Origin of the sequence: Rhodococcus sp. RCBS9 (genome assembly GCF_029457415.1) — a bacterium.
In the GTDB taxonomy this organism is placed as follows: domain Bacteria; phylum Actinomycetota; class Actinomycetes; order Mycobacteriales; family Mycobacteriaceae; genus Rhodococcus_F; species Rhodococcus_F qingshengii.
On sequence record NZ_CP120422.1, the window covers coordinates 2,779,960 to 2,803,118 of the forward strand.

Sequence of the window (23,159 nt, forward strand, 5' to 3'; positions counted from 1 at the left end):
CGCGAAGTACCGACTTCGCGGACTCGTGAGGCCGGTAGCGATGAGGAGAGCATTGATGGCGAGAAGCGGAAGAAGCGGAACTGCAGGTAAGAAGCCTGTGTCCGGTCGCGCAGGTCGCTTTCTGGTGGGCGGACCCGGGAGGCGAACCTCGCTGATGCGGATCTCGGTCCTCGGTCTCGTTCCGGCTCTTGCGCTCGGCGTCGCGATCGGAGGTTTCACGCAAATCCGCGCTGACGAGCCGTCGATCCTGCACGCCGTCGCTGCCGACACGCAATTCACGCTCTCCGGGCACGGCAACGGACATGGCCGTGGAATGGGCCAGTGGGGCGCTTACGGCTACGCCAAGAACGACGGCTGGTCCGGCGAGCGAATCCTCAGTCACTACTACGGGGGAACCGTCCTGGACTCGATGCCGCCTGCCCAGATGAGTGTGCGGCTCACGGCCCAGGACAACTCGACGCTCGACGTCTACTCCGACGCCGGCCTCGTGGTCAACGGTCAGCGCACCGCGCCCGGCGAGGCTGCCCATCTCACTGCACTGCCCGGTGGCGGTGCGCAGGTAGTGGTCACCAGCGGGTGTGGTGGCGGGGTTGTCTGGGAAGCGGTCACCGACCATCCGTGGGTGGACCCGGTGGACCTCGGTCCTGATCGACCCGCCGACCAGTTCCTGAAGCTGTGCAACAACGACGCGCCCTATCGAGGCGCCCTCGGCGTAGTGCTCGACAACGGCTCGGCTCGGACAGTCAATCTCCTCGACATGGAGGACTACCTGCTCGGCGTGGTGCCGGTCGAAGCGAAGGCCGAATGGGCCGATTCCGGTGGGGCCGAAGCGCTACGGGCGCAAGCCGTGGCAGCACGCTCGTACGCTGCGACCGAGCATCGCAGCTCGTACGCCGACACCTGCGACACTCAGGACTGCCAGGTCTACGGCGGAGCGGGCAAGGAAGATCCCCGCACCACCGAAGCCGTCCGGTCCACCGCCGGCGCCGTTCTGTCGCGTGACGGCAAGATCGTTGCCACCGAATTCTCCTCGTCCACAGGAGGTTACAGCTCCGGCGGTGAATTCCCGGCCGTCGAGGATCTCGGTGACGCGCTTTCTCCGAATCATGACTGGACAGTGAATCTGACCGCAGGGCAGATTGCGGACGCCTTCGATGTGGGTGAGCTGCAATCGCTCAAGATTCTCTCGCGCAACGGATTCGGTACCGACGGCGGGCGAGTGACGGCAGTCGAGGTAGTCGGAACAAATGCAACTGTTGGCGCCACCGGAATTCAGTTCCGCCAGAAACTCGGCCTGAAATCCGACTGGTTCACCATCGGTGACGGTGCGGGTGTGGTAGTGGCACCGGATTCGGAATCGACAGTGCCGGAATCTAATTCGCCATCCGACGATCCATCGGGTACGGTTACGGAGACGCAGATCGAGAAGAAGTATCGGGAGCTCGGCGGTGAAAGCGGCTCTCTCGGTGCTCCTGCCGGCCCGGAGATGCAGTTGCCCTCCGAAGCAGGCACTTTCCGTGTCTACGAAAACGGAACCATCATCTGGACAAAGGTTTTGGGCGCGCAGGTAGTTGATGCCAACGTGCTCCGCGAGTGGATACCGACGGGCGGAAGCTAGGGGAAGGTCGGTCGGTAGCGACTCGCACGTATCGACTCTGAAGGGTCTCTGCCGTAACCCGGCGGAGGCCCTTCAGGTCGTTCAGGGTTCGTTGGTTGTCGGTCAGATGGTCGGGGCGTCGCCGAGCAGGCGGTACTCGAGCCACAACTCCGCACGTTCCGTGGGGGAGCCGAGGTCGAGCTGGAGAAGGCTCTCGATCCGAGCGAGTCTGCTGCGCAACGTATGCCGATGAATATTCAGCGCTGTGGCTGCGGCGTCGCCCACCCCGTTGTGTGCCAACCACATGGCCAAGGTCCGGTAGAGATCGCTACCGCCCTTCGCTTCCAGAAGCGGGCGCAAGTGTGCCGCCGCGAATGCCGTCGAGCGATCCTGGTCGAGAAATGCGGACAATCCGCTCTCCGAGAGTTCGGCGAACCGCATCGAAGGCAGGTTGCGGGCACCCGCCTCGGCTGCTGCTTGCGCGGCTTGGCGTCTGGCGCGCGAGAGATCGTCCCACCACAGCATGTCCGACACGCCGACGGTGACGTCGATTTCGTTGACACGGGCGAGGATTCGCCCGCTGTCGGTAGCCGAGACGACGGCAATCAGTGCACCGTCGGTGATGCCGAACGCCAGATCGCGGCTGAGACCATCGAGCAGTGAGACGGACACGCTCTCGAGCAGGCCACTCGGGCCCGCTACGTGGAAGACCTGGAAAGGCTCGACCGGAAATCCTCCCCACAGTTCCCCGGAGATGTTGCGGGCGAGCGCATTCTGTCCCTCGAACAGCTGATGCATCGCAACGGTACGAAGGTGGTTCATCGTCAGCTGTGCGTCTCGGGTTCGAGCCGTCATCAACGTGAGCAGAGACGCGGCTGCGATGACGATGCCCTGATTCAGTGAACCGACGGCGCCGGGGCAGCCGGCGACGAGGTACCCCATCAGCTTTCCCCTCGACGTCAGCAGAGGATGGGAGATGACGTCCTCGTTCTCACTCGTGAGGAAACTGACTTCCATCGGGCGGGCGTCGCGCTCGGGGGCAGTTCGCTCGATTCCTGCGGCCGCGGCGGTGTGTGAGATCTCGACGGTATGTCCGGCCGAGTCCAGCAGAGCCGCCCATCCGCCGATCAATTCCGCCACCCGTCGTACGACTGCCCGGGTGCCGTTGACCGTCACCGCAGCTTGAAGCAGTCGCCGCAGGCTCTGGTAATTGCTGCGCAGCGCTTTCATGTCGTCGTCGGATTGCGCCTTCGACACCGCTTTGGTCAGGGCGATGAAAGGTGTTCGCAATGGGACGTCGAGAAGGGGCACACTGAAACGGGTGGCCGCATCCACCAGAGTCTGTGGCGCCTGCTCGTATCCGAGGCCGGTTCCGAAACCGATTCCGGCAATTCCGGCCGCCACCAGGGTCCGTACGAATCGGGTCGTTTCCGCGGCCGTCGTCGGTAGTGACACCCCGGTGATGAGTAGTAGTTCACCGCCGTCGAGGAAGGGCGTCGGGTCGGGAAGTTCGGAGACATGTGCCCAGGTCAGGGTGCGATCGAGCTGGTCGTGCCCAGCCAGGACGCGAAGGCCGAACTGTTCGGTCGCACAAAGCTGGCGGAGCGTGATGGGCATGAGTCCAGTCTGACACCTCGAACTCGCCACTTTGTAGTGCCTGCGGTCACGTTTGTACAAAGTGGAGCCTGACGCGAGCTTGCCGAAGGTCCGACACTGGCGCTATCGAAAATGCGCTCCGGATAGAGCGCCACCGAGATCCACGTTCCGAACAGCCCACAAGGAGTACTGATGTCCAGTACAGACCAGCCGGCACTTCAGCACACGCTGAAGAAGCGGCATCTGTCGATGATTGCGATCGCAGGCGTCATCGGCGCCGGACTGTTCGTCGGCTCCGGTGTGGCGATCCAGGAGACGGGACCCGGTGTCCTGATTTCCTACGCGCTTGCCGGCGTCGTCGTCATCCTCGTGATGCGCATGCTCGGTGAGATGTCGGCAGCGTCGCCGGAAACCGGCTCGTTCTCCTCGTACGCCGACAAGGCCATCGGCCGCTGGGCGGGCTTCTCGATCGGCTGGCTGTACGCCTGGTTCTGGATCATCGTGCTCGGTATCGAGGCCACCGCCGGTGCCCTCATCATGAATCGCTGGGTTCCGGGGGTTCCCCAGTGGACGTGGGCATTGATTCTGATGATCGTGCTGACGCTGACCAACATCATCTCGGTCAAGTCGTTCGGCGAGTTCGAGTTCTGGTTCGCCTCCATCAAGGTCGTCGCCATCATCGCGTTCCTCGGCATGGGCATCGTGGCGATCTGCGGATGGATGCCCGGCGTCGAAGCACCCGGAATGACAAACCTGACCGGTCACGGCGGCTTCCTGCCGAACGGAACAGGAGCGATGCTCGCCGCAGTCCTTGTGGTCGTGTTCTCGTTCTTCGGGGCCGAAATCGCCACCATCGCCGCCGGTGAATCGGCCAACCCGCTCGAAGCTGTTCGCGCAGCCGTCAAATCCGTCGTCTGGCGAATTCTCATCTTCTACATCGGCTCGATCGCGGTGGTCGTCACCCTGCTTCCCTGGGACAGCGCGTCGGTTGCACTCAGCCCGTACGTCGCCGTCATGGACTCCTACGGCATTCCGGCCGCGGGCAACATCATGGACGTCGTCGTCCTCACGTCGGTTCTGTCCTGCCTCAACTCCGGTCTCTACACCGCGAGCCGCATGATCTTCTCCCTCGCCGGCCGCGGCGACGCCCCCAAGTCGCTCTCACGTATCGAGAAGACCGGCGTCCCGATGCGCGCTGTCCTGGTCTCGACGATCGTCGGCTTCCTGACCGTCGGCATGAACTACCTCTCCCCGGACAAGGTCTTCCTGTTCCTGGTCAACTCCTCCGGTGCGATCGCGCTGTTCGTCTGGCTGGTCATCTCGGTGTCCCAGCTGCGCACCCGCCGCAAGCTCGAAGCTTCGGGCCAGGAGCTGGAACTCAAGATGTGGTTCTTCCCGTACCTGACCTACGCCACGATCGCCGCCATCATCGCGCTCTGCATCGGCATGCTCACCCTGGACTCGACACGCAGCCAGATGATCGTGTCCCTGGGACTTGCAGCGATCCTCGTGGGTATCGGGCTCTACCGCTACCGGAACCACCAAGACACCGACGCCGAGGTCGTGCCCGTCGCCGAGAGCGCTCCCACACCCTGACACCAACGTCCCCATCTGCGAGATACTTCGATGTCCTAGTATCGGCCACGGACAGAGAAATCGACGTGAGCACAGCAGATGGGGACAATCATGACCACACCCGAACCGATCGTCATCGTCGACGGGGCCAGGACCCCCGTTGGTAGCTTCGGCGGCGTCTTCAAGGACGTACCCGCGCACGAGTTGGGCGCCGCAGCAGCCAAGGCCGCGCTGAGCCGCGCCGGCGTTGCGCCCGAAGACATCGACGAGGTCGTCATGGGCTGCATCGGCCAGGTCGGCCCGGACGCCTACAACGCACGCCGCGTCGGCATCGCCGCCGGACTGCCCGAGAACGTCCCCGCCTACACCGTCAACCGCCTCTGTGGCAGCGGCCTGCAGGCTGTGTGGTCTGCGGCGATGCAGATGCGATGGGGCGCAGCTGCCATCACGCTCGCCGGCGGTGACGAGAGCATGTCTCGCATGCCCTTCTACGACTTCGCCGCCCGCTCGGGCTACAAGCTCGGCGATCGCAGCCTCGTCGACGGCACCGTCGCGATGCTCACCGACCCGTTCAGCAAGGCTCACATGGGCCGCACTGCCGAAGCCGTCGCCCGTAAGTACGGCGTCAGTCGCGAGCAGCAGGACGAGTTCGCCGTCGAATCTCAGCGCCGCGCCGCTACCGACGCAGCGAAGGCGGCATTCGCCGAGGAAATCACTCCCGTCGAGACCGGTGGTCGGCGCTCCGTCACCGTCACCGAGGACGAGCATCCCAAGCCCGGAACCACCGTCGAAACCCTCGCCACGCTGCGCCCCGCATTCGAAGAGGGCGGATCCGTCACCGCCGGTAACGCGTCGGGCATCAACGACGGCGCCGGCGCACTCGTCCTCGCGACGGGCACCGAGGCAGCCAAGCGCGGTCTCACCGGACTGGTCACGCTCGAAACCGTCACGACGGCAGCCATGGAGCCCGGCCTGATGGGCTACGCTCCCGTGCTCGCTCTCGAAAAGCTCTTTGCACAAACAGGATTGAAGCCGTCCGACATCGGCACCGCCGAGGTCAACGAGGCGTTCGCTTCGCAGGCCATCGCCGTCATCCGTGACAGTGGCCTGGATCCGGAGAAGACCAACCCGTACGGCGGAGCGATCGCCCTCGGACACCCGGTCGGCGCCACCGGAGCCATCCTGACCCTGCGTGCCGCGCGCGACATGGTTCGCCGCGACCTCGAATTCGGCATCGTCACCATGTGCATCGGCGGCGGTCAGGCACTCGCTGCCCTGCTGAAGCGGGTCTGATCATGGCGGCCAAGCGCAAGCCGTCGTGGCACGACGACGAGATCACCGCAGTAGCCGAACTGGCCCGTGGTTTCTTCGATCGTGAACTGATCGCCAAGCGTGAGCAGTGGGACGCTCAGCATCGCGTCGACCGGTCCGTGTGGCTCGAAGCCGGCAAGCTCGGCCTGCTGTGCTGCTCGATTCCCGAGGAATACGGCGGGGGCGGTGGAACTTTCGCGCACGATCTCGCTGTCTTCGAGGCGCAGGGCTACTGCGGTGACTATGCGCTCGGTAACTCCGTGCACAGTGGCATCGTCGCCCACTACGTGCTCGAGTACGGAAGCGAAGAGCAGAAGAAGGCCTGGCTGCCAGGTATGGCAACGGGCGAAATCCTCGGCGCCATCGGAATGACCGAGCCAGGAACAGGTTCCGACCTCAAGGCAATCACCACGTCCGCGATCCGTGACGGTGACCACTACGTCGTGAACGGGTCGAAGACCTTCATCACCAATGGTGGCAGCGCAGACATGATCGTGCTTGCCGTCAAGACCGACCCCAAGGCGGGCGCCAAGGGTGTCTCGCTCCTGATCGTGGATCTTCGTGACTGCGAAGGCTTTGCGGTCGGCCGCGTGCTCGACAAGGTCGGTCAGCACGGCGCAGATACGTCGGAGCTGTCCTTCACCGACGTTCGCGTTCCCGTCTCGAACCTCCTCGGTGAGTCCGAGGGGCTCGGCTTCGGTCAGTTGATGGCGCAACTGGTGCAGGAACGCCTCATCATCGGCGCGCAGGCCATCGGCACCATCGAGCGTGCAGTCGAGGAGACCGTCGCATACACCAAGGCGCGTCAAGCGTTCGGGCACAGCCTCTTCGAGTTCCAGAACACCGCCTTCGAGCTGGCCGAGTGCCAGACGATCGCACGCACCTGCCGTGTCTTCCTCGACAACTGCATCGAGGATCACCTCAACGGCGAGCTGGACGGCGCAGACGCCGCGATGGTCAAGTACTGGCTCACCGAGCAGCAATGCGCCGTCGTCGACCGGTGCGTGCAGCTCTACGGCGGATACGGCTACATGCGTGAATACCCGATCGCGCGCATGTACGAGGACTCCCGCGTCCAGAAGATCTACGCCGGCGCCAACGAAGTGATGAAGGGCATCATCGCGAAGAGTCTTTGATCACCGGCGTCGAAAACCATTGACACCGACCAGGCACCCACCGAGCATTTCGGTGGGTGCCTTTGTGTGTGCCCACAAGCGGTATCGAGCTGTTCGGAAGGCAAACACTGATGAGCTTCACCATCGACGTCGGGTCGGCGCGCGTCACCCAACTGACAGAGCTGGCGCACTGGCCGTTTCCGCCGCGAGAGCTCTTTCCCCAGGCGAGTGAGGCCGAGATCAGTGAAGCGTCGGCGCGGCTGACACCGGAGTTCTTCGACGAGGGTAGTGGTGACCTCGTGCTTGCCATCCACACCTACCTGGTGGAGATCGGCGGCAAGGCCGTCGTCGTCGACACCGGCAACGGCAACAGCAAGCACCGGCCGAACCTCTTGCCGCATCACATGTTCGGCACCGACTACCTCTCACGCTTCGCAGCCACCGGTGTGTCCGCCGACGACGTCGATCTGGTGGTCAGCACACATCTGCACCCTGACCACTGTGGCTGGAACACCGCCCTCGACGCCGAAACCTGGCGGCCTACCTTCCCCCGCGCGACCTACATTTTCGATCGCACCGAACTGGCCGCGCTCGAACAACTCGCCGCCGACGGTCCACACGAAGGAGTGGTCTCGGATCTGGCGCAGACCTTCGAGGACAGCGTCCGTCCCGTTCTGGACGGGGCGAAGTGGGAGGCGGTCGACGACGGCCACGTCCTGGTCGAGTCCGAAGGCACACGCGTCGTCGTTCGCAGCGCGCCCGGCCACACGCCGGGCCACATCGTGATCGAGATTCGCACTGCCGACGGCGGCGCCGTCATCTCCGGCGATGTGGTCCACCATCCGATCCAGTTTCTGTACCCGGACCTCAGTCAGGGCGGCGACGCGGATCCCGAGATCGCGAGGGTCACCCGCCGCGAACTTCTCGAACGCTGCGCGTCGGAGGGACTGCTTCTACTTCCCGCACACTTCCCCGTCGACGAACCGATCGTGATCGAATTCGATTCGAGCGGTGCACCTCGTGCTTCCGGTCTGATCGGTCTTGCAACGTCCTGACTTGCCGCATCGTCCCTGGTGACGCATCCAACCCTCGGCTTCCGAACAGGTCCGATACCCTGGTTCATCGTGACCGCTGCAAATTCAGAGACCGCCCGTGCCCAGTACGACCTGATCGTCGTCGGTTCGGGATTCTTCGGGCTGACCATCGCCGAGCGTGCCGCTACCCAACTGGGTAAGCGCGTGCTGGTGTTGGATCGCCGTCACCACCTGGGGGGAAACGCATACTCGGAGGCAGAGCCGGAGACCGGCATCGAGGTCCACAAGTACGGTGCCCACCTGTTCCACACCTCCAACAAGAAGGTCTGGGACTACGTCACCCAGTTCACGGAGTTCACGAACTACCAGCACCGCGTCTTCGCGCTGCACAAGGGACAGGCGTATCAGTTCCCGATGGGACTCGGTCTCGTGTCGCAGTTCTTCGGTCGGTACTTCACTCCCGAAGAAGCACGCGCCCTCATCGCCGAACAGTCCAGCGAGATCGATTCGAAGGACGCCTCCAATCTCGAAGAGAAGGCGATCTCCCTGATCGGACGCCCGCTCTACGAAGCGTTCGTGCGTGACTACACAGCTAAGCAGTGGCAGACCGACCCCACCGAGTTGCCCGCCGCGAACATCAGCCGCCTGCCGGTCCGCTACAACTTCGACAACCGCTACTTCAACGACACGTACGAGGGCCTGCCCGTCGACGGCTACACGGCGTGGCTCGAGAACATGGCGAAGGATCCGAAGATCGAGGTCCGCCTCGACACCGATTACTTCGACGTCCGCGACGAACTGCGCACCGCCAGCCCCGACGCCCCTGTCATCTACACGGGCCCGCTCGACCGCTACTTCGACTACTCCGAAGGTGCACTGGGATGGCGCACCCTCGATTTCGAGACCGAGGTTCTGCCCACCGGAGACTTCCAGGGCACCCCGGTCATGAACTACAACGACGCCGACGTGCCGTTCACCCGTATCCACGAGTTCCGTCACTTCCATCCGGAGCGCGAGTACCCGACCGACAAGACCGTCATCATGCGTGAGTTCTCACGTGCCGCGGAGGCGAAGGACGAGCCGTACTACCCGATCAACACTCCAGAGGATCGCGAGAAGCTCTCCGCGTACCGCTCACGCGCCAAGAAGGAGACCGCGGAGAACAAGGTCCTCTTCGGTGGGCGTCTCGGCACCTACCAGTACCTGGACATGCACATGGCGATCGCCAGCGCGCTGACGATGTTCGAGAACACCCTGCGCCCGCATCTCGAAACGGGTGCGGAATTGGCAGGGGAGAGCGAATGAACGCACGTCATCTACTCGAAGGCGAAGATGCCGTCAGCGGCGACGAGGTGACCTACCTCGGCAAGTCCCTGCTTCAGCGGATCATCCTGCCCCGCGCCGGTGAGCCGCTCGACGTCCGCACGTTGTACTTGGAAGAGTCCTGGTCCAACAGTCGGCGGGCGCACTCGACCTCGCGCACGTCGGTAGCGCTCGGCGCCGAGACCGAGGTCTCGTTCGCCACATACTTCAACGCGTTCCCTGCCAGCTACTGGCGTCGATGGTCCATCCTGAAATCGGTGGTCCTTCGTCTCGAGCTGTCCGGCCACGGCCGCGTCGACATCTACCGTTCCAAGGCGGATTCCTCGCGAATTCACGTGGAAGGCAAGGAATTTGCCGACGGCGATGCCGCGGTCGAGTTCGAGGTGGAACTGGCGCCGTTCGAGGACGGTGGCTGGATCTGGTTCGACATCACCACCGATACGGCAGTGGTCGTCGAGAGCGGCGGCTGGTACGCGCCCGTCGAGGCTCCCGGCGAAGCGACTGTCGCCGTTGGTATTCCGACGTTCAACCGTCCGACCGACGCGGTCAAGGCGCTTGCTGCACTGGCTTCGGATCCGCTGGTGTCGGACGTGATCAAGGCCGTCATCATGCCGGATCAGGGCACCCGCAAGGTGCGTGACGAACCCGGATTCGCCGAAGCTGCTGCAGCGCTCGGTGATCGGCTCGCCATTCACGATCAGGGCAACCTCGGCGGCTCGGGCGGATACAGCCGAATCATGTACGAGGCACTCAAGACGACGCAGTGCCAGCACATCCTGTTCATGGACGACGACATCGAGATCGAACCGGACTCGATTCTGCGTGCGCTTTCATTCTCGCGCTTCGCGAAGTCGCCGATGCTGGTGGGTGGGCAGATGCTCAACCTGCAGGAACGAAGCCACCTCCACGTGATGGGTGAAGTGGTCGACCGCGGCATCTTCATGTGGACCGCGGCACCGAACGTCGAATACGACCACGATTTCTCGAAGAAGCCGCTGCGCGAATCGAAACTCCTGCACCGCCGCATCGACGTCGACTTCAACGGCTGGTGGATGTGCATGATCCCGCGCCAGGTCGCCGAAGAAATCAAGCAGCCGCTACCGCTTTTCATCAAGTGGGACGACTGCGAATACGGTTTGCGCGCAAAGAAAGCCGGATACCCGACCGTCACACTTCCGGGTGCCGCGATCTGGCACATGGCGTGGAGCGACAAGGACGACGCCATCGACTGGCAGGCGTACTTCCACCTCCGTAACCGTCTGGTGGTGGCCGCGCTCCACATGCCGGGCAACGGCCGTGGCCTCGTGGTCAACACGGTGAAGGCAACGCTCAAGCACCTGCTGTGCCTCGAGTACTCCACCGTCGCGATCCAGAACAAGGCCATCGCGGACTTCCTCGCCGGACCCGAGCACGTCGCGAACATGCTGCCGACGGCACTCGGTGAGGTCCACGCCCAGCGCAAGGAATTCTCCGACGCGGTCGTACTGCCGTCGTCGACTGCGTTGCCGCTGCCCTCCGGTGCGGATGTCGGAGACGTGAGCCTGCCGCTGTCGACCGTCGCGAAGATCACCCGGGTCCTCAGGGCCGGAGTGCACAACGTGAAGCCGGCCAAGCCGGAACACCTCGAGCGCCCTCAGCTCAACGTTCCGACCATCGACGCCCGTTGGTTCCTGCTCTCGCAGGTCGACGGCGTCACCGTCACCACGGCCGACGGTCGCGGCGTCGTCTACCGCAAGCGAAACCCGAAACTCGCGCTCGAACTGCTCAAGGAAGCAACACGGTTGCGCCGCGAACTCGCCGCCCGTTTCCCCGAGCTCAAGAAGCAGTACCAGGACGCCGTTCCTTCACTGACCAGCACGGAAAGGTGGGAACGTGTCTTCGGCATCTCCTGAAGTACAGATTCTGGCCGGGATTCAGTCGACCGTCGGGCAGCTGCCGGGAGCCGTCAAGGTCGCCCGCGGTATGTCTCACTTCGGTGAGCACTCCCTCGGGTGGATCGCGATCGCTGCCGTCGGAGCTGCTGTGGACAAGCCGCGTCGACGGGAATGGGCCGGAGCGGCCGTCGGAGCATTCGGTGCACACGCCGCCTCCGTGGTGATCAAACGAGTGGTCAGGCGCAAGCGACCTTCCGATCCTTCGGTGCAGGTCAACGTCTCGACACCGAGCAAGCTCAGCTTCCCGTCATCACACGCGACGTCGACGACGGCGGCGGCTGTGCTGATCGGTCGGCTCACCGGGCTACCCTTACCGGCGTTGCTGGTGCCCCCGATGATGCTTTCGCGTCTGGTCCTGGGAGTTCACTACCCGACCGACGTACTCGCCGGAGCGGCACTGGGAGCCGCATCCGCGGCGGTAGTTCGCCGGGTCGAAGAAGCCAGAGCCGAACAGAAATGTGGAGATAAATGAGCGAGGAACCGGCTACGGTCAGCGGACCCCCGAAGTCCCTGCCCGCCGGCATCGTCAAGGCGCTTCGCCCACGTCAGTGGGTCAAGAACGTCCTTGTGCTGGCAGCGCCCATCGCGGCCGGAACCGCCACCGAAGCCGACGTGCTGTTGCCCGTCGCGCTGGCGTTCGTCGTGTTCTGTATGGCGGCATCAGGCATCTATCTCGTCAACGACGCGATGGATGTCGAAGCCGACCGTGCTCACCCCACGAAGCGATTCCGTCCCATCGCGGCCGGCGTTCTACCCGTCAACATCGCCTACGGCATGGCAGTCGTGCTGCTTGCCGGTGCGATCGGGCTGTCCTTCCTGGCCAACTGGCAACTCGCCGTGGTCATGGGCGTGTACATCGTCATCCAGCTCGCCTACTGCTTCGGTCTCAAGCATCAGGCCGTCATCGACATCTGCATCGTCTCGTCCGGCTTCCTGCTTCGAGCGATCGCCGGTGGCGTTGCCGCCGAGATCGATCTCTCGCAGTGGTTCCTGCTGATGATGGCGTTCGGCTCACTCTTCATGGCGGCAGGCAAGCGCTACGCCGAATTGCAGTTGGCCGAGAAGACCGGCGCCAAGATCCGTAAGTCCCTCGAGAGCTACACGATGACGTACCTGCGTTTCGTGTGGACGATGGCAGCGACGACGCTGGTCCTCTGCTACGGACTGTGGGCGTTCCAACAGGACGCCATCAAGGGCACCAACTGGTACGCCATCTCGATGGTGCCGTTCACCATCGCGGTGCTGCGATACGCGGTGGACGTCGACGGCGGCGAAGCCGGAGAGCCTGAGGAGATCGCGCTCGGTGACCGGGTGCTGCAACTCCTCGCGATTGCGTGGATCGGAGTAGTGGGTGTCGCTGTCTACCTCGTCTGAGCCACGCACCGAGGCCGACCCGCACGTCGACACTGCGGCGAATCGCACCACCCTCAGTCGAGGAGTTTTTCTCGGCGGGGTGGTGCTTGCTGCTGCCCTCATGTTCTGGGGTGCGTGGGAGCGTCGCTGGATCGCCGACGACGGACTCATCGTCTTGCGAACCGTCCGCAACCTGCTTGCGGGGAACGGCCCGGTCTTCAACGCGGGTGAGCGTGTCGAGGCGAACACGAGTACCGCGTGGACGTACATCGTCTACGCGTTCAGTTGGCTCACGCAGATCCGTCTCGAATACGTTGTTCTGACGATCGCGCTCGTACTCTCGACTGCTGCCGTCGTGTTGGCGATGCTCGGCACCGGTCGTCTGTACCGCGGCGTTCGGCCGTCGGCGGGCGGAACGATCCTGCTGGTACCGGCAGGTGTTCTCGTCTACATCGCGGTTCCGCCTGCGCGAGATTTCGCCACTTCCGGGCTCGAGACATGCTTGGTGATCTTCTGGATCGCGCTCCTGTGGGTACTGCTCGTTCGGTGGGCGCAGGCGTCGACGCCGTCCACGGCGTCGATCCTGACTCTCTCGTTCGTGGCCGGACTCGGACCACTGGTTCGACCCGAGATGGCGATTCCCGGTGCTGCCGCGTTGATGATGATCGTTCTCTCCGCAGGCCTGACCTGGAAGATTCGCACACTGATCGTCGTCGTCGCCGGACTTGTCCCGGTGGCCTATCAGATCTGGCGAATGGGCTACTACGCCTTGCCGTACCCGAACACCGCGGTGTCGAAGGACGCCGGTGGCGCGAAGTGGGCGCAGGGTTTTGCTTACCTGTGGAACCTGGTCGGGCCGTACCTGCTCTGGTTACCGTTGCTGTTCCTGCTCATCGGTGCGCTGCTGCTCGTGTGGCGAAGCCGAGCGGACACACCTACCGCTACCGCAGATCAACCCACACGCCCGCTGTGGCAGCGCTTTCAGCAGTTTCTGCGCACGCCGCGGGCGATTGTCACCTTCATTCTCGGCAGTGGGCTGATCCTCGGGATCTACTCTCTGCGCGTCGGCGGCGACTTCATGCACGGCCGCGTCCTGTTGCCGGTGTTGTTCTGCCTGCTCATCCCGGTGGCGGTCATTCCGTTGCGGGTGCCGGCGCGGGCAGCGTTCGGAAGTAATCGCGACACCGCGATCTTCGGAGTCTCGGCGGTGCTGTGGATCGGCACGATCATCTGGGCCTTCTTCGCCGCGAACACGACGGGTATGCCCGAAGGATCCGTGGTGGGTCGCTCGGGAATCGTCGACGAGCGAGCGTTCTACGCACTCAACACCGGTCACAAGCATCCGATCCTGGCCGAGGACTACCTCGACTATCCGCGAATGCGTGCCATGGTCGAGACCATCGCGCGGACTCCGGAGGGTGGGCTGCTGCTGCCGTCCGCGAGCTACGACTCCTGGTTCGTCGTCCCACCACCCGGACCGATCGAAGAGCCGGCCGAGCACGTCGTCTTCTTCCTCAACCTCGGAATGACGAGCATGAACGTCGGCCTCGACGTTCGGGTGCTCGATCAGATGGGGCTGGCGTACCCCCTGGCAGCTCACACCGAGCGACTCGAGGACGGCCGGATCGGGCACGACAAGAATCTCTATCCGGACTGGGTGGTCGCGGACACGGGAATGATCGACGTTCGACCGTGGCTGCCGTTCTTCCTCGACGAAGACTGGGTTGCGGACGCAAAGCTGGCCATCACCTGCCCGGAAACGCAGGAGTTGCTCACGTCGTACCGCTCCGAGCTGACCTGGGCCAGATTCAAACAGAACTTCCAGCAGGCATTCGACTTCGCGAAGTACCGATTCGACCGGGTTCCGGCCTACGAATTGGAACGCTGCGGTCTCGTTCCACCGGAGTCACCCAGGTGATGTGATCAGCATCACCGACTGTTGAGGGTTTGAATATTTCGATTCAGTAACACCGAATTGATTGGCCACGATGTACTCGAAGACGATTCACCTAACCTGAATCACCCCCGAGGGGTGATGACGGTGTTGCTCGCGGATTGGGACGTAACGGTCCACCTATTTGTCACAGCTGAACCTGTGACATAAAGTCCAGCGAGCGCAGTGTGACTTGGAAGAGGTCCGCTGCCGACCCGAACTCGTTCGGGCTGGCAGAAAAGCCTGTTCCCCGACGGAATCCGCCGGAACCACTCCACCGAGTGGGTTCCGCAGACGAAGAGAGAGAGCAGTATCCATGCGTTTTGCCAGAAAGAGGCTGACCCAGCGCCTCAAGCACCGAGCGTTGGCCATCGGTGCCGCAGCACTTGTGCTCCCCCTTGCTGCAGGAGTTGCCGGTAGTGCTGTCGCCTCTGCTGCGCCTGCGCACACTGCTCCCAGCCACACCGCCCCCTCCGGCGGATACGACGAGCTGTGGGTGCCCTCCTCGATGGGCAACATCAAGGTCCAGGTCCAGTGGGCCGCTCGCGGCGGAAACGCTGCCCTTTACCTTCTCGACGGCCTGCGTGCGCGTAACGACGCCAACGCGTGGAGCTTCGAGACCAATGCGATGGACCAGTACCGCAACGACAACATCACCCTCGTGATGCCCGTCGGCGGCGAGTCCAGCTTCTACAGCGACTGGTATGCACCGTCGAACTTCAACGGCCAGCAGATCACGTACAAGTGGGAAACCTTCCTCACCGAAGAACTGCCCAACTTCCTCGCGAACTACGGCGTCTCGCCCACCAACAACGCGGTCCTCGGCCTCTCGATGGGTGGCAGCGCTGCTCTGACGCTGGCTGCTTACCACCGTGACCAGTTCAAGTTCGCCGGCTCGCTGTCGGGCTACCTGAACATCTCGGCTCCGGGCATGCGCGAGGCAATCCGCGTCGCAATGCTCGATGCCGGTCGCTTCAACGTCGACTCCATGTGGGGACCGCCGTGGAGCCCGTCCTGGCTGCGCAACGACCCGTTCGTCTTCGCGCCGCGTCTGCAGGGCCTGTCGATGTACATCTCGTCGGCAAGCGGCCTGCCTGGTGAATACGACCACCCGCGCGCACCGATCGACTACTACAACACGGCTAACGGCATGGGCCTCGAGGCTCTCGCCCTGGTCAACACCCGTGCATTCCAGATCCGCATGAACTCGCTGGGTATCCCGGCCACCTACAGCTTCCCGTCCAACGGCACGCACTCGTGGCCGTACTGGTCGGCAGAGCTGTGGAAGGCTCGCGGCCAGATCCTCGACACCATGAACGCTTGGTGATCGTGCGCGATCCCGTGACCTAGTCACTTCACCAGTGCCGTTCCGGACTCCTCGAAGGAGAACCGGGACGGCACTTGTGTATTCAGGTGCTGCACAAGCGCCCGATGTCAGTAACAATTGCACCACCAGTAACAGCGCGGCTACCCCAAGCGGGGATCGTTTGCGTGTAGAAATAGTTTCAACGGGGGTCTGGCTGCTCAGGCGGCCACACGATCGACGCGCGGACCGAACGTAAGGAAAGAGAGTGAGCTCATGCGAGTAGGCCTTGCCACGGAGGACCGTCGCCGGTCCCGGGCAACCTTCCGGACAAAGGTCGTCGGCGCACTGGCAGCGATGCTGGTTCTGCCGATCGCCGCGGGCTTGACGACGGCCGGAACCGCGGCAGCCGCGCCGGCACCTGCTCAGGCCGCACCGGCCGCCACCCAGAACCCCACCGGAGCAGCGGTCACGAAGGTCGACTGGCTCAGCGAGCGTCGCGTCGCGCTGTGGGTGAACTCTCCCGCGATGGGCACCCCGATTCAGGTGCAGATCCTCTTGGCCCGCGATTGGAACGTCAATCCGTCGGCCAGCTTCCCCTCGGTCTGGATGCTCGACGGTCTTCGCGCGACCGACAACGAGAACGCCTGGACCTACGAGACCGACGCCGAGTCCTTCTACGCGGACAAGAACGTCAACGTCATCCTCCCGGTCGGCGGTCAGTCCAGCTTCTACTCCGACTGGCTCCAGCCCGACAACGGCAAGAACTACCAGTGGGAGACGTTCCTGACCAAGGAACTGCCCCCCATCCTCGAAAAAGACTGGCGGACCACGCAGACACGCGGTGTCGTCGGACTGTCGATGGGCGGCACGTCCGCCATGTTCCTCACGGCGCGCAACCCCGGCTTCTTCAAGTTCGCCGCTTCGCTCTCCGGCATCCTCACCACCACCTCGCTCGGCATGCCTCAGGCAATCCAGTTCGCGATGACCGACGCCGGTGGATACAACTCCGCCGCGATGTGGGGACCGCCGTCCAACCCGCAGTGGGCTGCACACGATCCGTACGCGCTCGCCGAGAAGCTCAAGGGCGTCAGCCTGTACGTCTCGAGTGGTAGCGGTACGACCGGCCCGTACGACCAGCCGTCGGGAATTCCCGGCGTGAGCACCAACTACGCAGGCATGGGCCTCGAGATCCTCGCTCGCCTGACCTCGCAGACCTTCGCGACCAAGCTCAACCAGCTCGGCATCCCCGCGCAGGTCAACTACCGCCCGTCCGGAACCCACTCGTGGCCGTACTGGCAGTTCGAGCTTCATCAGCTGTGGCCGCAGTTGGCCAACGCCATCGGCGTCGAGGTCGAGAAGCCGGCTTGCGGCACTTCGGGTGAGATCGGTGCGACGGCCGCAGCCAACGGCTGGATCGGTGACTGCATCACCCCCGAGTACAGCGTCGCGGGTGGCCTGGCACAGGACTTCCGCAACGGTCGCATCTACTTCACCAGTGGAACGGGCGCCCAGCCCGTCGCCGGTCGTATCGCCGGCGCGTACATGAACACCGGAGCAGCGGCCGGCCCGCTCGGCTTCCCGCGTACCCCCGAACTCGGTACCCCCGACGGACGCGGACGCTTCAACCACTTCCAGAACGGCTCCATCTACTGGACCCCGCAGACCGGCGCTCACCCCGTCAGCGGTGACATCCTCGCCGAGTGGTCCACACAGGGTTGGGAAGGTGGCCCGCTCGGCTACCCGACTGCCGACGAGATCGCGACCCCCGGCAAGCCGGGCAAGGTCCAGGGATTCGAGATCGGCGCAATGTACAGCAGCGCCAACGGAACTCACGCGGTTCTCGGAATGATCATGGGCAAGTACGGCGAACTCGGCTGGGAAAACGGCTGGCTCGGATTCCCGAAGTCGAACGAGGTTCCGATCAAGGACAACGGACGCTTCACCGAGTTCGAGGGCGGCAACATCTACTGGAGCCCCGGCACCGGTGCATGGTCCGTCGAGAACGGTCCGCTGTTCGACGGTTGGAAGAGCGTCGGATACGAAGGTGGACGACTCGGATTCCCGATCAGTGACAAGTTCGACATTCCCGGTGGTGTCCAGCAGAACTTCCAGTTCGGCTACATCACGGTGATCGGTGACAAGACAGAAGTTCACTAACTCACAGTGGTGCACGACGGGCGGGCCCGATCACGGATCGGTGCCCGCCCGCGTGCGTTGCGTAACCTGTTGATGGACTTTCGACTGAAGGCAAGGACGGACATTGATGTCGCTTTTCTCGGGTAACCGAAACACTTGTGCACGCGCGATCGCGGTCGGCGCCCTGGCGCTCGCCACCGGTGGCGCGCTTGTCGCGTGCGGTAGTGACGACTCCACTGCAACCTCCAATCCGGTCACCACGACGTCCGCGGCGGCTTCGTCCTCCAGCGGTTCGGCATCTGCGTCCGCCTCTGCGACCACGACGGCGTCGGCTGCGCCCACCAGTCCGGGAGCCGCGGCCACCGCGCCGCCGGAGCAGCCGCAGAGCATCGAGGGCTTCCCGGGTCCCACAGTCGTCGAGGTCAGTCCCGAGGCACAGAAGTTCCTCGACGGACTGAAGGCGAAGGGCATCACCCCAGCCGGTGACGGAAGCATCGCCGTCAACACGGCCAATTACATCTGCGCTGCCGGTCCTCAGACCGACGACGAGGTCCTGACCTTCGTGACCGCCTTCGTCGGCCAGGAAGCGTCGGCGGAAGGCAAGCAGATCACTCCCGAGCAGGCAGGTGCGAACGCTCAGATCTACATCGACGTCGCCAACGCCACCTACTGCAAGTAGGCGCGGGTCATGGCGAGGTCTGGAAAGCGTCGTGGGTGCCTGATCCCGCTGCTGATCATTCTTGTGGTCGCAGCGGTCGTGATCGGCGGTTGGTACATCCTGGCCGGGCGGGTGCCTTCGCCGACTCCGATCCCGCCGAGCCCGGAGCCTCCGGTGTCTCAGCCGGCCAGTTGCCCCGATGTCCAGGTAGTAGCCATACCGGGTACGTGGGAGTCGAGCGCTACCGACGACCCGTACAACCCGACGGCCAATCCGGCGTCGTTGATGCTGAACGTGACCCGTCCTCTGCAGGAGAAGTTCGATACTTCACGGGCCGACGTCTACACCGTTCCGTATGTCGCACAGTTTTCGAATCCGGTGGCGATCCCGCCGGACGGACAGCAGTCCTACAACAACAGTCGGGCCGCGGGAACTGCTGCCACTAACGACTTTCTGATGAAGCGGCACGCCGAGTGCCCGCTCACGAGTTACGTCCTGACTGGATTTTCCCAGGGCGCGGTGATCGCGGGTGACGTCGCCGCGAGTATCGGCGACGGTACCGGCGCGGTGCCTGCCGATCTGGTTCTGGGCGTCGGCTTGATCGCCGACGGTCGGCGCGATCCGGCGTTCGGGAACACCGTTGGCCCGAGCGTTGCCGGTGTCGGCGCCGAGCTGTCGCTGAACGGGCTGAAGCTGCCCGGTCTCACGATGACCGGCCCGAGGCCCGGCGGGTTCGGTGACCTCAACGATCGGACCTATCAGATCTGCGCGCCGAGCGACGGTATCTGCGACGCGCCGGCAGCCGCTCTCAACCCGACCAACTGGCTGAGTTCGGCGCCGCGACTGCTCGAGTACTACAACAACCCTGTGCACGCGATGTACAACTCCTTCCAAGTCGATCCGAACGGCACGACGGCCACCCAATGGATGGCACAGTGGGCTGCGGAGAAGATCGACGCTGCACCGACGCCGCCCCACAGTTGAGTCACCGCCGCACTGTTGATTCGTCACAATCGGGCGTCTCGGGAGTTCGCTCGCGGGTAATCTGCTCGTTTGGTCCCGGTAGAGTGCTGCACGGTCCGGGGGCTTCCTCTACAGTGCTGTCACGTAAGTGACTGGCGAGTAGGTTCGATTTGTCCGAGTTTGTAGTTCGAGTACGACGTACGTGTCCATCACAGGAGATCGATATATGAGTTCCACCCACGGCAGCGATGCCCTACGCAAATTTCGGTTTGCGGCCGGTGGCGAGGGCAACGCCGAAGAGGGTGGTGCGCGACGCTTCGTCAAGCTCGCGCAGAAGGCCGAGGAACTCGGCTACGACTCGTTCATGATTCCGGATCACCTGGGTAATCAGGTCGGCCCGATCGCCGCTCTCGGAGCGCTCGCGGTGGCCACCGACAAGATTCGTCTCGGCACCGCCATGTTGGCCAACGGCTTCCGTCATCCCGCTGTGCTCGCGAAGGACGCGGCGACAATCGACGTGCTGTCCGGTGGTCGACTCGAACTCGGTATCGGTGCGGGCTGGATGAAGGAAGAGTTCGACAAGGGCGGCATCGCCTACGAGAGCCCGGGCGTTCGCATCGAGAAGCTCGAGGAGTCTCTGCAGATTCTCGACGTTCTTCTGCGCGGGCAGGAATGCACTTTCGAAGGCAAGCACTATCAGGTGCGCGGCCTCAAGGGCAGCCCGCGACCGCGGCAGGGCCCGCGGCCACCGATCATCGTGGGCGGCGGAGGCCCGAAGATGCTTGCTCTCGCGGCGAAGTACGCGGACATCATCTCGGTCGCCACACCGACCAACCGTGACGGGCGGCTTCTGCTCTCCGGAATCACGATGGAAAAGACCATCGAACGTGTCGAGCGGATCCGCGAGGCTGCCGGCGAGCGTTTCGATGAGATCGAACTCAACTGGACCATCACCATGATCATGATCACCGACGATCGAGAGCAGGCTGCCGAAATGGCAATCGCCGCTCTGGACCAAGGTTTTCCGCCGAACATCGAAGTGGATCGTAAGCTGAGCGTGGAGGAGCTGTTGAACTCTCCATACCTGGCTGTGGGCACTTTCGAGGAAATCGCAGACCAGATTCGACTGGTCCGCGAGAAGACGTCGATGTCGTACGTCGGGGTCTTCCCGACGCAGATGGAAGCGTTCGCCCCGATCATCCCGTTACTGGCGGGCGAGTAGGCCGGAGAATACGGACGATGCGAATCTGTAACATATCGATGGTTTGGGATCGATGAAGTGATTCAGGTGAGTTGCGCACAAAGTGCGATTCGATTGATCGAAGATGGACCCGAGAGAGCGAAGGAAGTCTGGGGCGCAGGCATGAAAGACAGTGCTTGTGTGATCGCTTCGGAGGAGATGGAATGAACGCGCTGTTCGATGGCTTTCTCGACGAGAAGGGCCAGATCCGCCTGCAACCAGGCTTCACGCTGGTCGACTACGTCGAGCAACACTCGCGTGTCAACGCGGACGAGCTCGCGTATCGGTACATCGACTACTCACGCGAGCGTGACGGTGAAGCCCTGGAGCTGACCTGGGAGCAGTTCGGTGTGCGTCTGCGCGCTGTTGCAGCCCGTCTGCAGCAGGTCACCAAGCGTGGCGACCGTGTCGCGATTCTTGCTCCGCAGGGACTCGACTACGTCATTTCGTTCTTCGCGGCCATTCAGGCCGGTTCCATCGCGGTGCCGCTCTTCGATCCGGACGAGCCCGGTCACACCGACCGTCTTCACGCTGTTCTCGGTGACTGCAAGCCGACTGCGATTCTGACTGCCGCATCGTCGGCGGCCGGTGTTCGACAGTTGTTCCGCTCGCTTCCCGCTGCCGAGCGTCCGCGCATCATCGCCGTCGACGCGATTCCCGACACCGTCGGTGAAACGTGGGTTCGCCCCGACATCGAACTCGACGACATCGCGTACCTGCAGTACACCTCGGGTTCGACCCGAGTTCCCGCCGGCGTGGAGATCACCCATCGTGCTGTCGGAACGAACGCGCTCCAGATGGTCGACTCCATCGAACTCAACGAGGACTCTCGGGGCGTCACGTGGCTGCCGCTGTTCCACGACATGGGCCTGCTGACGGTCATCCTGCCTGCTCTGGGCGGCAAGTACATCACCATCATGAGCCCGCGTGCTTTCGTGCAGCGGCCGTACCGGTGGATCAAGGAACTTGCTGCGGTTTCCGACGGCGCCGGCACCTTTGCTGCCGCTCCCAACTTCGCTTTCGAGCACGCTGCCGCGCGTGGCCTGCCGAAGGACGGCGAGACCCTGGACCTGAGCAACGTCATCGGTCTGATCAACGGCAGTGAGCCGGTCACGACGTCGTCGATGCGCAAGTTCAACGACGCTTTTGCTCAGTACGGTCTGCCCAAGACTGCGATCAAGCCGTCGTACGGCATGGCCGAGGCGACGCTCTTCGTCTCCTCGACCAAGCATTCCGACGAGGCCAAGGTCATCTACGTCGACCGCACGGAACTCAACAAGGGACGCATGGTCATCGTCGACCAGTACTCCGAGAACGCAATCGCGCAGGTCTCCTGTGGGTACGTCTCGCGCAGTCAGTGGGCGGCGATCGTCGATCCCGAGACGCTGACCGAGGTCCCCGACAATCACGTCGGCGAGATCTGGTTGCACGGCGAGAACATCGGTATCGGCTACTGGGGTCGCCCTGACGAGACGGCGGAGACCTTCCACAACAAGCTGGACAATCGGTTGAGCGAAGACAGCCACACCGAGGGCACGCCGGCGGATGCCAACTGGATGCGTACCGGCGACTTCGGCGTCTACGTCGACGGCGAGCTGTACATCACCGGGCGCGTCAAGGACCTCGTGATCGTCGACGGTCGCAATCATTACCCGCAGGACCTCGAGGCTTCGGCTCAGGAAGCCAGCCCGGCTCTGCGCCCCGGCTTCATCGCTGCGTTTGCCGTACCGGCCAACCAGCTGCCGTCCGTCGTGTTCTCCAACACGCACTCGGGTCTGAAGTTCGACGACGACGATTCCTCGGAGCAGTTGGTCATCGTGGCCGAGCGTGCTCCCGGCGCAGGCAAGGCCGATCCGCAGCCGATCGCGGACACTGTGCGTGCGGCGATTTCTTCCCGTCACGGCGTCACGGCCCGAGACATCCTGCTCGTCCCCGCGGGTTCGATTCCGCGTACGTCGAGCGGCAAGATCGCTCGCCGCGCGTGTAAGGCGAGCTATATCGAGGGAACGTTGCGAGGCGGCTATCAGCAGACCGCATTCCCCGATAGCGTTTGAGGAGCAGTCCCTTCATGATCGGTGGCTTGGT

At 63.6% G+C, this 23,159-nt stretch carries 17 protein-coding genes; 16 read left to right on the forward strand and 1 reads right to left on the reverse strand.

Annotation, left to right across the window (positions count from 1 at the left end; all coding sequences use genetic code 11):
- Positions 1–55 precede the first annotated feature (55 nt).
- A complete protein-coding gene (locus tag P0M12_RS13160; protein ID WP_054827106.1) occupies positions 56–1,618 on the forward strand; it encodes a SpoIID/LytB domain-containing protein in 1,563 nt (520 codons plus the stop codon).
- Between the two features lie 102 nt (positions 1,619–1,720).
- Here P0M12_RS13160 and P0M12_RS13165 read toward each other — a convergent pair whose 3' ends face one another.
- On the reverse strand, positions 1,721–3,214 hold the full coding sequence (locus tag P0M12_RS13165) for a PucR family transcriptional regulator (RefSeq protein ID WP_003943944.1): 1,494 nt from the start codon (positions 3,212–3,214) through the stop codon (positions 1,721–1,723).
- A gap of 171 nt (positions 3,215–3,385) precedes the next feature.
- Here P0M12_RS13165 and P0M12_RS13170 point away from each other — a divergent pair, with 171 nt between their 5' ends.
- The 15 genes from P0M12_RS13170 to fadD32 all read left to right on the forward strand — a co-directional run bounded on the left by P0M12_RS13170 (position 3,386) and on the right by fadD32 (position 23,128).
- Complete coding sequence (locus P0M12_RS13170) at positions 3,386–4,789, forward strand: amino acid permease (RefSeq protein WP_261256659.1); 1,404 nt, start codon at positions 3,386–3,388, stop codon at positions 4,787–4,789.
- A 90-nt stretch (positions 4,790–4,879) separates the two neighbouring features.
- Complete coding sequence (locus P0M12_RS13175; RefSeq protein ID WP_277377840.1) at positions 4,880–6,061, forward strand: thiolase family protein; 1,182 nt, start codon at positions 4,880–4,882, stop codon at positions 6,059–6,061.
- Positions 6,062–6,063: 2 nt separating this feature from the next.
- On the forward strand, positions 6,064–7,215 hold the full coding sequence (locus P0M12_RS13180; protein WP_081557203.1) for an acyl-CoA dehydrogenase family protein: 1,152 nt from the start codon (positions 6,064–6,066) through the stop codon (positions 7,213–7,215).
- 110 nt (positions 7,216–7,325) lie between these two features.
- On the forward strand, positions 7,326–8,249 hold the full coding sequence (locus tag P0M12_RS13185; protein ID WP_210377932.1) for an MBL fold metallo-hydrolase: 924 nt from the start codon (positions 7,326–7,328) through the stop codon (positions 8,247–8,249).
- Between the two features lie 69 nt (positions 8,250–8,318).
- Positions 8,319–9,533 (forward strand): UDP-galactopyranose mutase, encoded by a 1,215-nt coding sequence (gene glf / locus P0M12_RS13190; protein ID WP_007731822.1) that lies wholly within the window; start codon positions 8,319–8,321, stop codon positions 9,531–9,533.
- A complete protein-coding gene (locus tag P0M12_RS13195) occupies positions 9,530–11,443 on the forward strand; it encodes a glycosyltransferase (RefSeq protein WP_007731821.1) in 1,914 nt (637 codons plus the stop codon). The genes glf and P0M12_RS13195 overlap by 4 nt, the downstream gene beginning before the upstream one ends.
- Entirely contained in the window at positions 11,424–11,957 is a 534-nt protein-coding gene (locus P0M12_RS13200; RefSeq protein WP_003943893.1) for a phosphatase PAP2 family protein, read from the forward strand. The genes P0M12_RS13195 and P0M12_RS13200 overlap by 20 nt, the downstream gene beginning before the upstream one ends.
- Positions 11,954–12,859 carry a decaprenyl-phosphate phosphoribosyltransferase gene (locus tag P0M12_RS13205; protein ID WP_003943808.1) on the forward strand — a complete coding sequence of 302 codons (906 nt, stop codon included), beginning with the start codon at positions 11,954–11,956 and terminating at the stop codon, positions 12,857–12,859. Before P0M12_RS13200 ends, P0M12_RS13205 begins: the two co-directional genes overlap by 4 nt.
- Positions 12,837–14,756, forward strand: coding sequence for a flagellar motor control protein ZomB (gene zomB / locus P0M12_RS13210; protein ID WP_277377841.1), 1,920 nt, complete (start codon positions 12,837–12,839; stop codon positions 14,754–14,756). Before P0M12_RS13205 ends, zomB begins: the two co-directional genes overlap by 23 nt.
- A 331-nt stretch (positions 14,757–15,087) precedes the next feature.
- Positions 15,088–16,098: an alpha/beta hydrolase family protein gene (locus tag P0M12_RS13215; RefSeq protein WP_007731818.1), complete on the forward strand. Its 1,011-nt coding sequence runs from the start codon at positions 15,088–15,090 to the stop codon at positions 16,096–16,098.
- Positions 16,099–16,350: 252 nt separating this feature from the next.
- Positions 16,351–18,234 carry an alpha/beta hydrolase-fold protein gene (locus tag P0M12_RS13220; RefSeq protein ID WP_277377842.1) on the forward strand — a complete coding sequence of 628 codons (1,884 nt, stop codon included), beginning with the start codon at positions 16,351–16,353 and terminating at the stop codon, positions 18,232–18,234.
- A 106-nt stretch (positions 18,235–18,340) separates the two neighbouring features.
- Positions 18,341–18,892: a DUF732 domain-containing protein gene (locus tag P0M12_RS13225; protein ID WP_003943980.1), complete on the forward strand. Its 552-nt coding sequence runs from the start codon at positions 18,341–18,343 to the stop codon at positions 18,890–18,892.
- Between the two features lie 9 nt (positions 18,893–18,901).
- Positions 18,902–19,855, forward strand: a complete 954-nt coding sequence (locus P0M12_RS13230; RefSeq protein WP_003943848.1) for a cutinase family protein — start codon at positions 18,902–18,904, stop codon at positions 19,853–19,855.
- A gap of 205 nt (positions 19,856–20,060) precedes the next feature.
- On the forward strand, positions 20,061–21,056 hold the full coding sequence (locus P0M12_RS13235) for an LLM class F420-dependent oxidoreductase (RefSeq protein WP_277377843.1): 996 nt from the start codon (positions 20,061–20,063) through the stop codon (positions 21,054–21,056).
- A gap of 182 nt (positions 21,057–21,238) precedes the next feature.
- Positions 21,239–23,128 (forward strand): long-chain-fatty-acid--AMP ligase FadD32, encoded by a 1,890-nt coding sequence (gene fadD32 / locus P0M12_RS13240; protein ID WP_003943899.1) that lies wholly within the window; start codon positions 21,239–21,241, stop codon positions 23,126–23,128.
- The last annotated feature ends 31 nt before the right edge of the window (positions 23,129–23,159 follow it).

Bases quoted from the DNA above. Each gene is read 5' to 3' on its own strand.
- P0M12_RS13180 (WP_081557203.1), top strand. From the start codon at position 6,064: ATGGCGGCCAAGCGCAAGCCGTCGTGGCACGACGACGAGATCACCGCA.
- P0M12_RS13225 (WP_003943980.1), top strand. From the start codon at position 18,341: ATGTCGCTTTTCTCGGGTAACCGAAACACTTGTGCACGCGCGATCGCG.
- P0M12_RS13195 (WP_007731821.1), top strand. From the start codon at position 9,530: ATGAACGCACGTCATCTACTCGAAGGCGAAGATGCCGTCAGCGGCGAC.
- P0M12_RS13215 (WP_007731818.1), top strand. From the start codon at position 15,088: ATGCGTTTTGCCAGAAAGAGGCTGACCCAGCGCCTCAAGCACCGAGCG.
- P0M12_RS13185 (WP_210377932.1), top strand. From the start codon at position 7,326: ATGAGCTTCACCATCGACGTCGGGTCGGCGCGCGTCACCCAACTGACA.
- fadD32 (WP_003943899.1), top strand. From the start codon at position 21,239: ATGAACGCGCTGTTCGATGGCTTTCTCGACGAGAAGGGCCAGATCCGC.
- P0M12_RS13175 (WP_277377840.1), top strand. From the start codon at position 4,880: ATGACCACACCCGAACCGATCGTCATCGTCGACGGGGCCAGGACCCCC.
- P0M12_RS13235 (WP_277377843.1), top strand. From the start codon at position 20,061: ATGAGTTCCACCCACGGCAGCGATGCCCTACGCAAATTTCGGTTTGCG.
- P0M12_RS13230 (WP_003943848.1), top strand. From the start codon at position 18,902: ATGGCGAGGTCTGGAAAGCGTCGTGGGTGCCTGATCCCGCTGCTGATC.
- P0M12_RS13165 (WP_003943944.1), bottom strand. From the start codon at position 3,214: ATGCCCATCACGCTCCGCCAGCTTTGTGCGACCGAACAGTTCGGCCTT.
- P0M12_RS13160 (WP_054827106.1), top strand. From the start codon at position 56: ATGGCGAGAAGCGGAAGAAGCGGAACTGCAGGTAAGAAGCCTGTGTCC.
- P0M12_RS13220 (WP_277377842.1), top strand. From the start codon at position 16,351: ATGCGAGTAGGCCTTGCCACGGAGGACCGTCGCCGGTCCCGGGCAACC.
- P0M12_RS13205 (WP_003943808.1), top strand. From the start codon at position 11,954: ATGAGCGAGGAACCGGCTACGGTCAGCGGACCCCCGAAGTCCCTGCCC.
- P0M12_RS13170 (WP_261256659.1), top strand. From the start codon at position 3,386: ATGTCCAGTACAGACCAGCCGGCACTTCAGCACACGCTGAAGAAGCGG.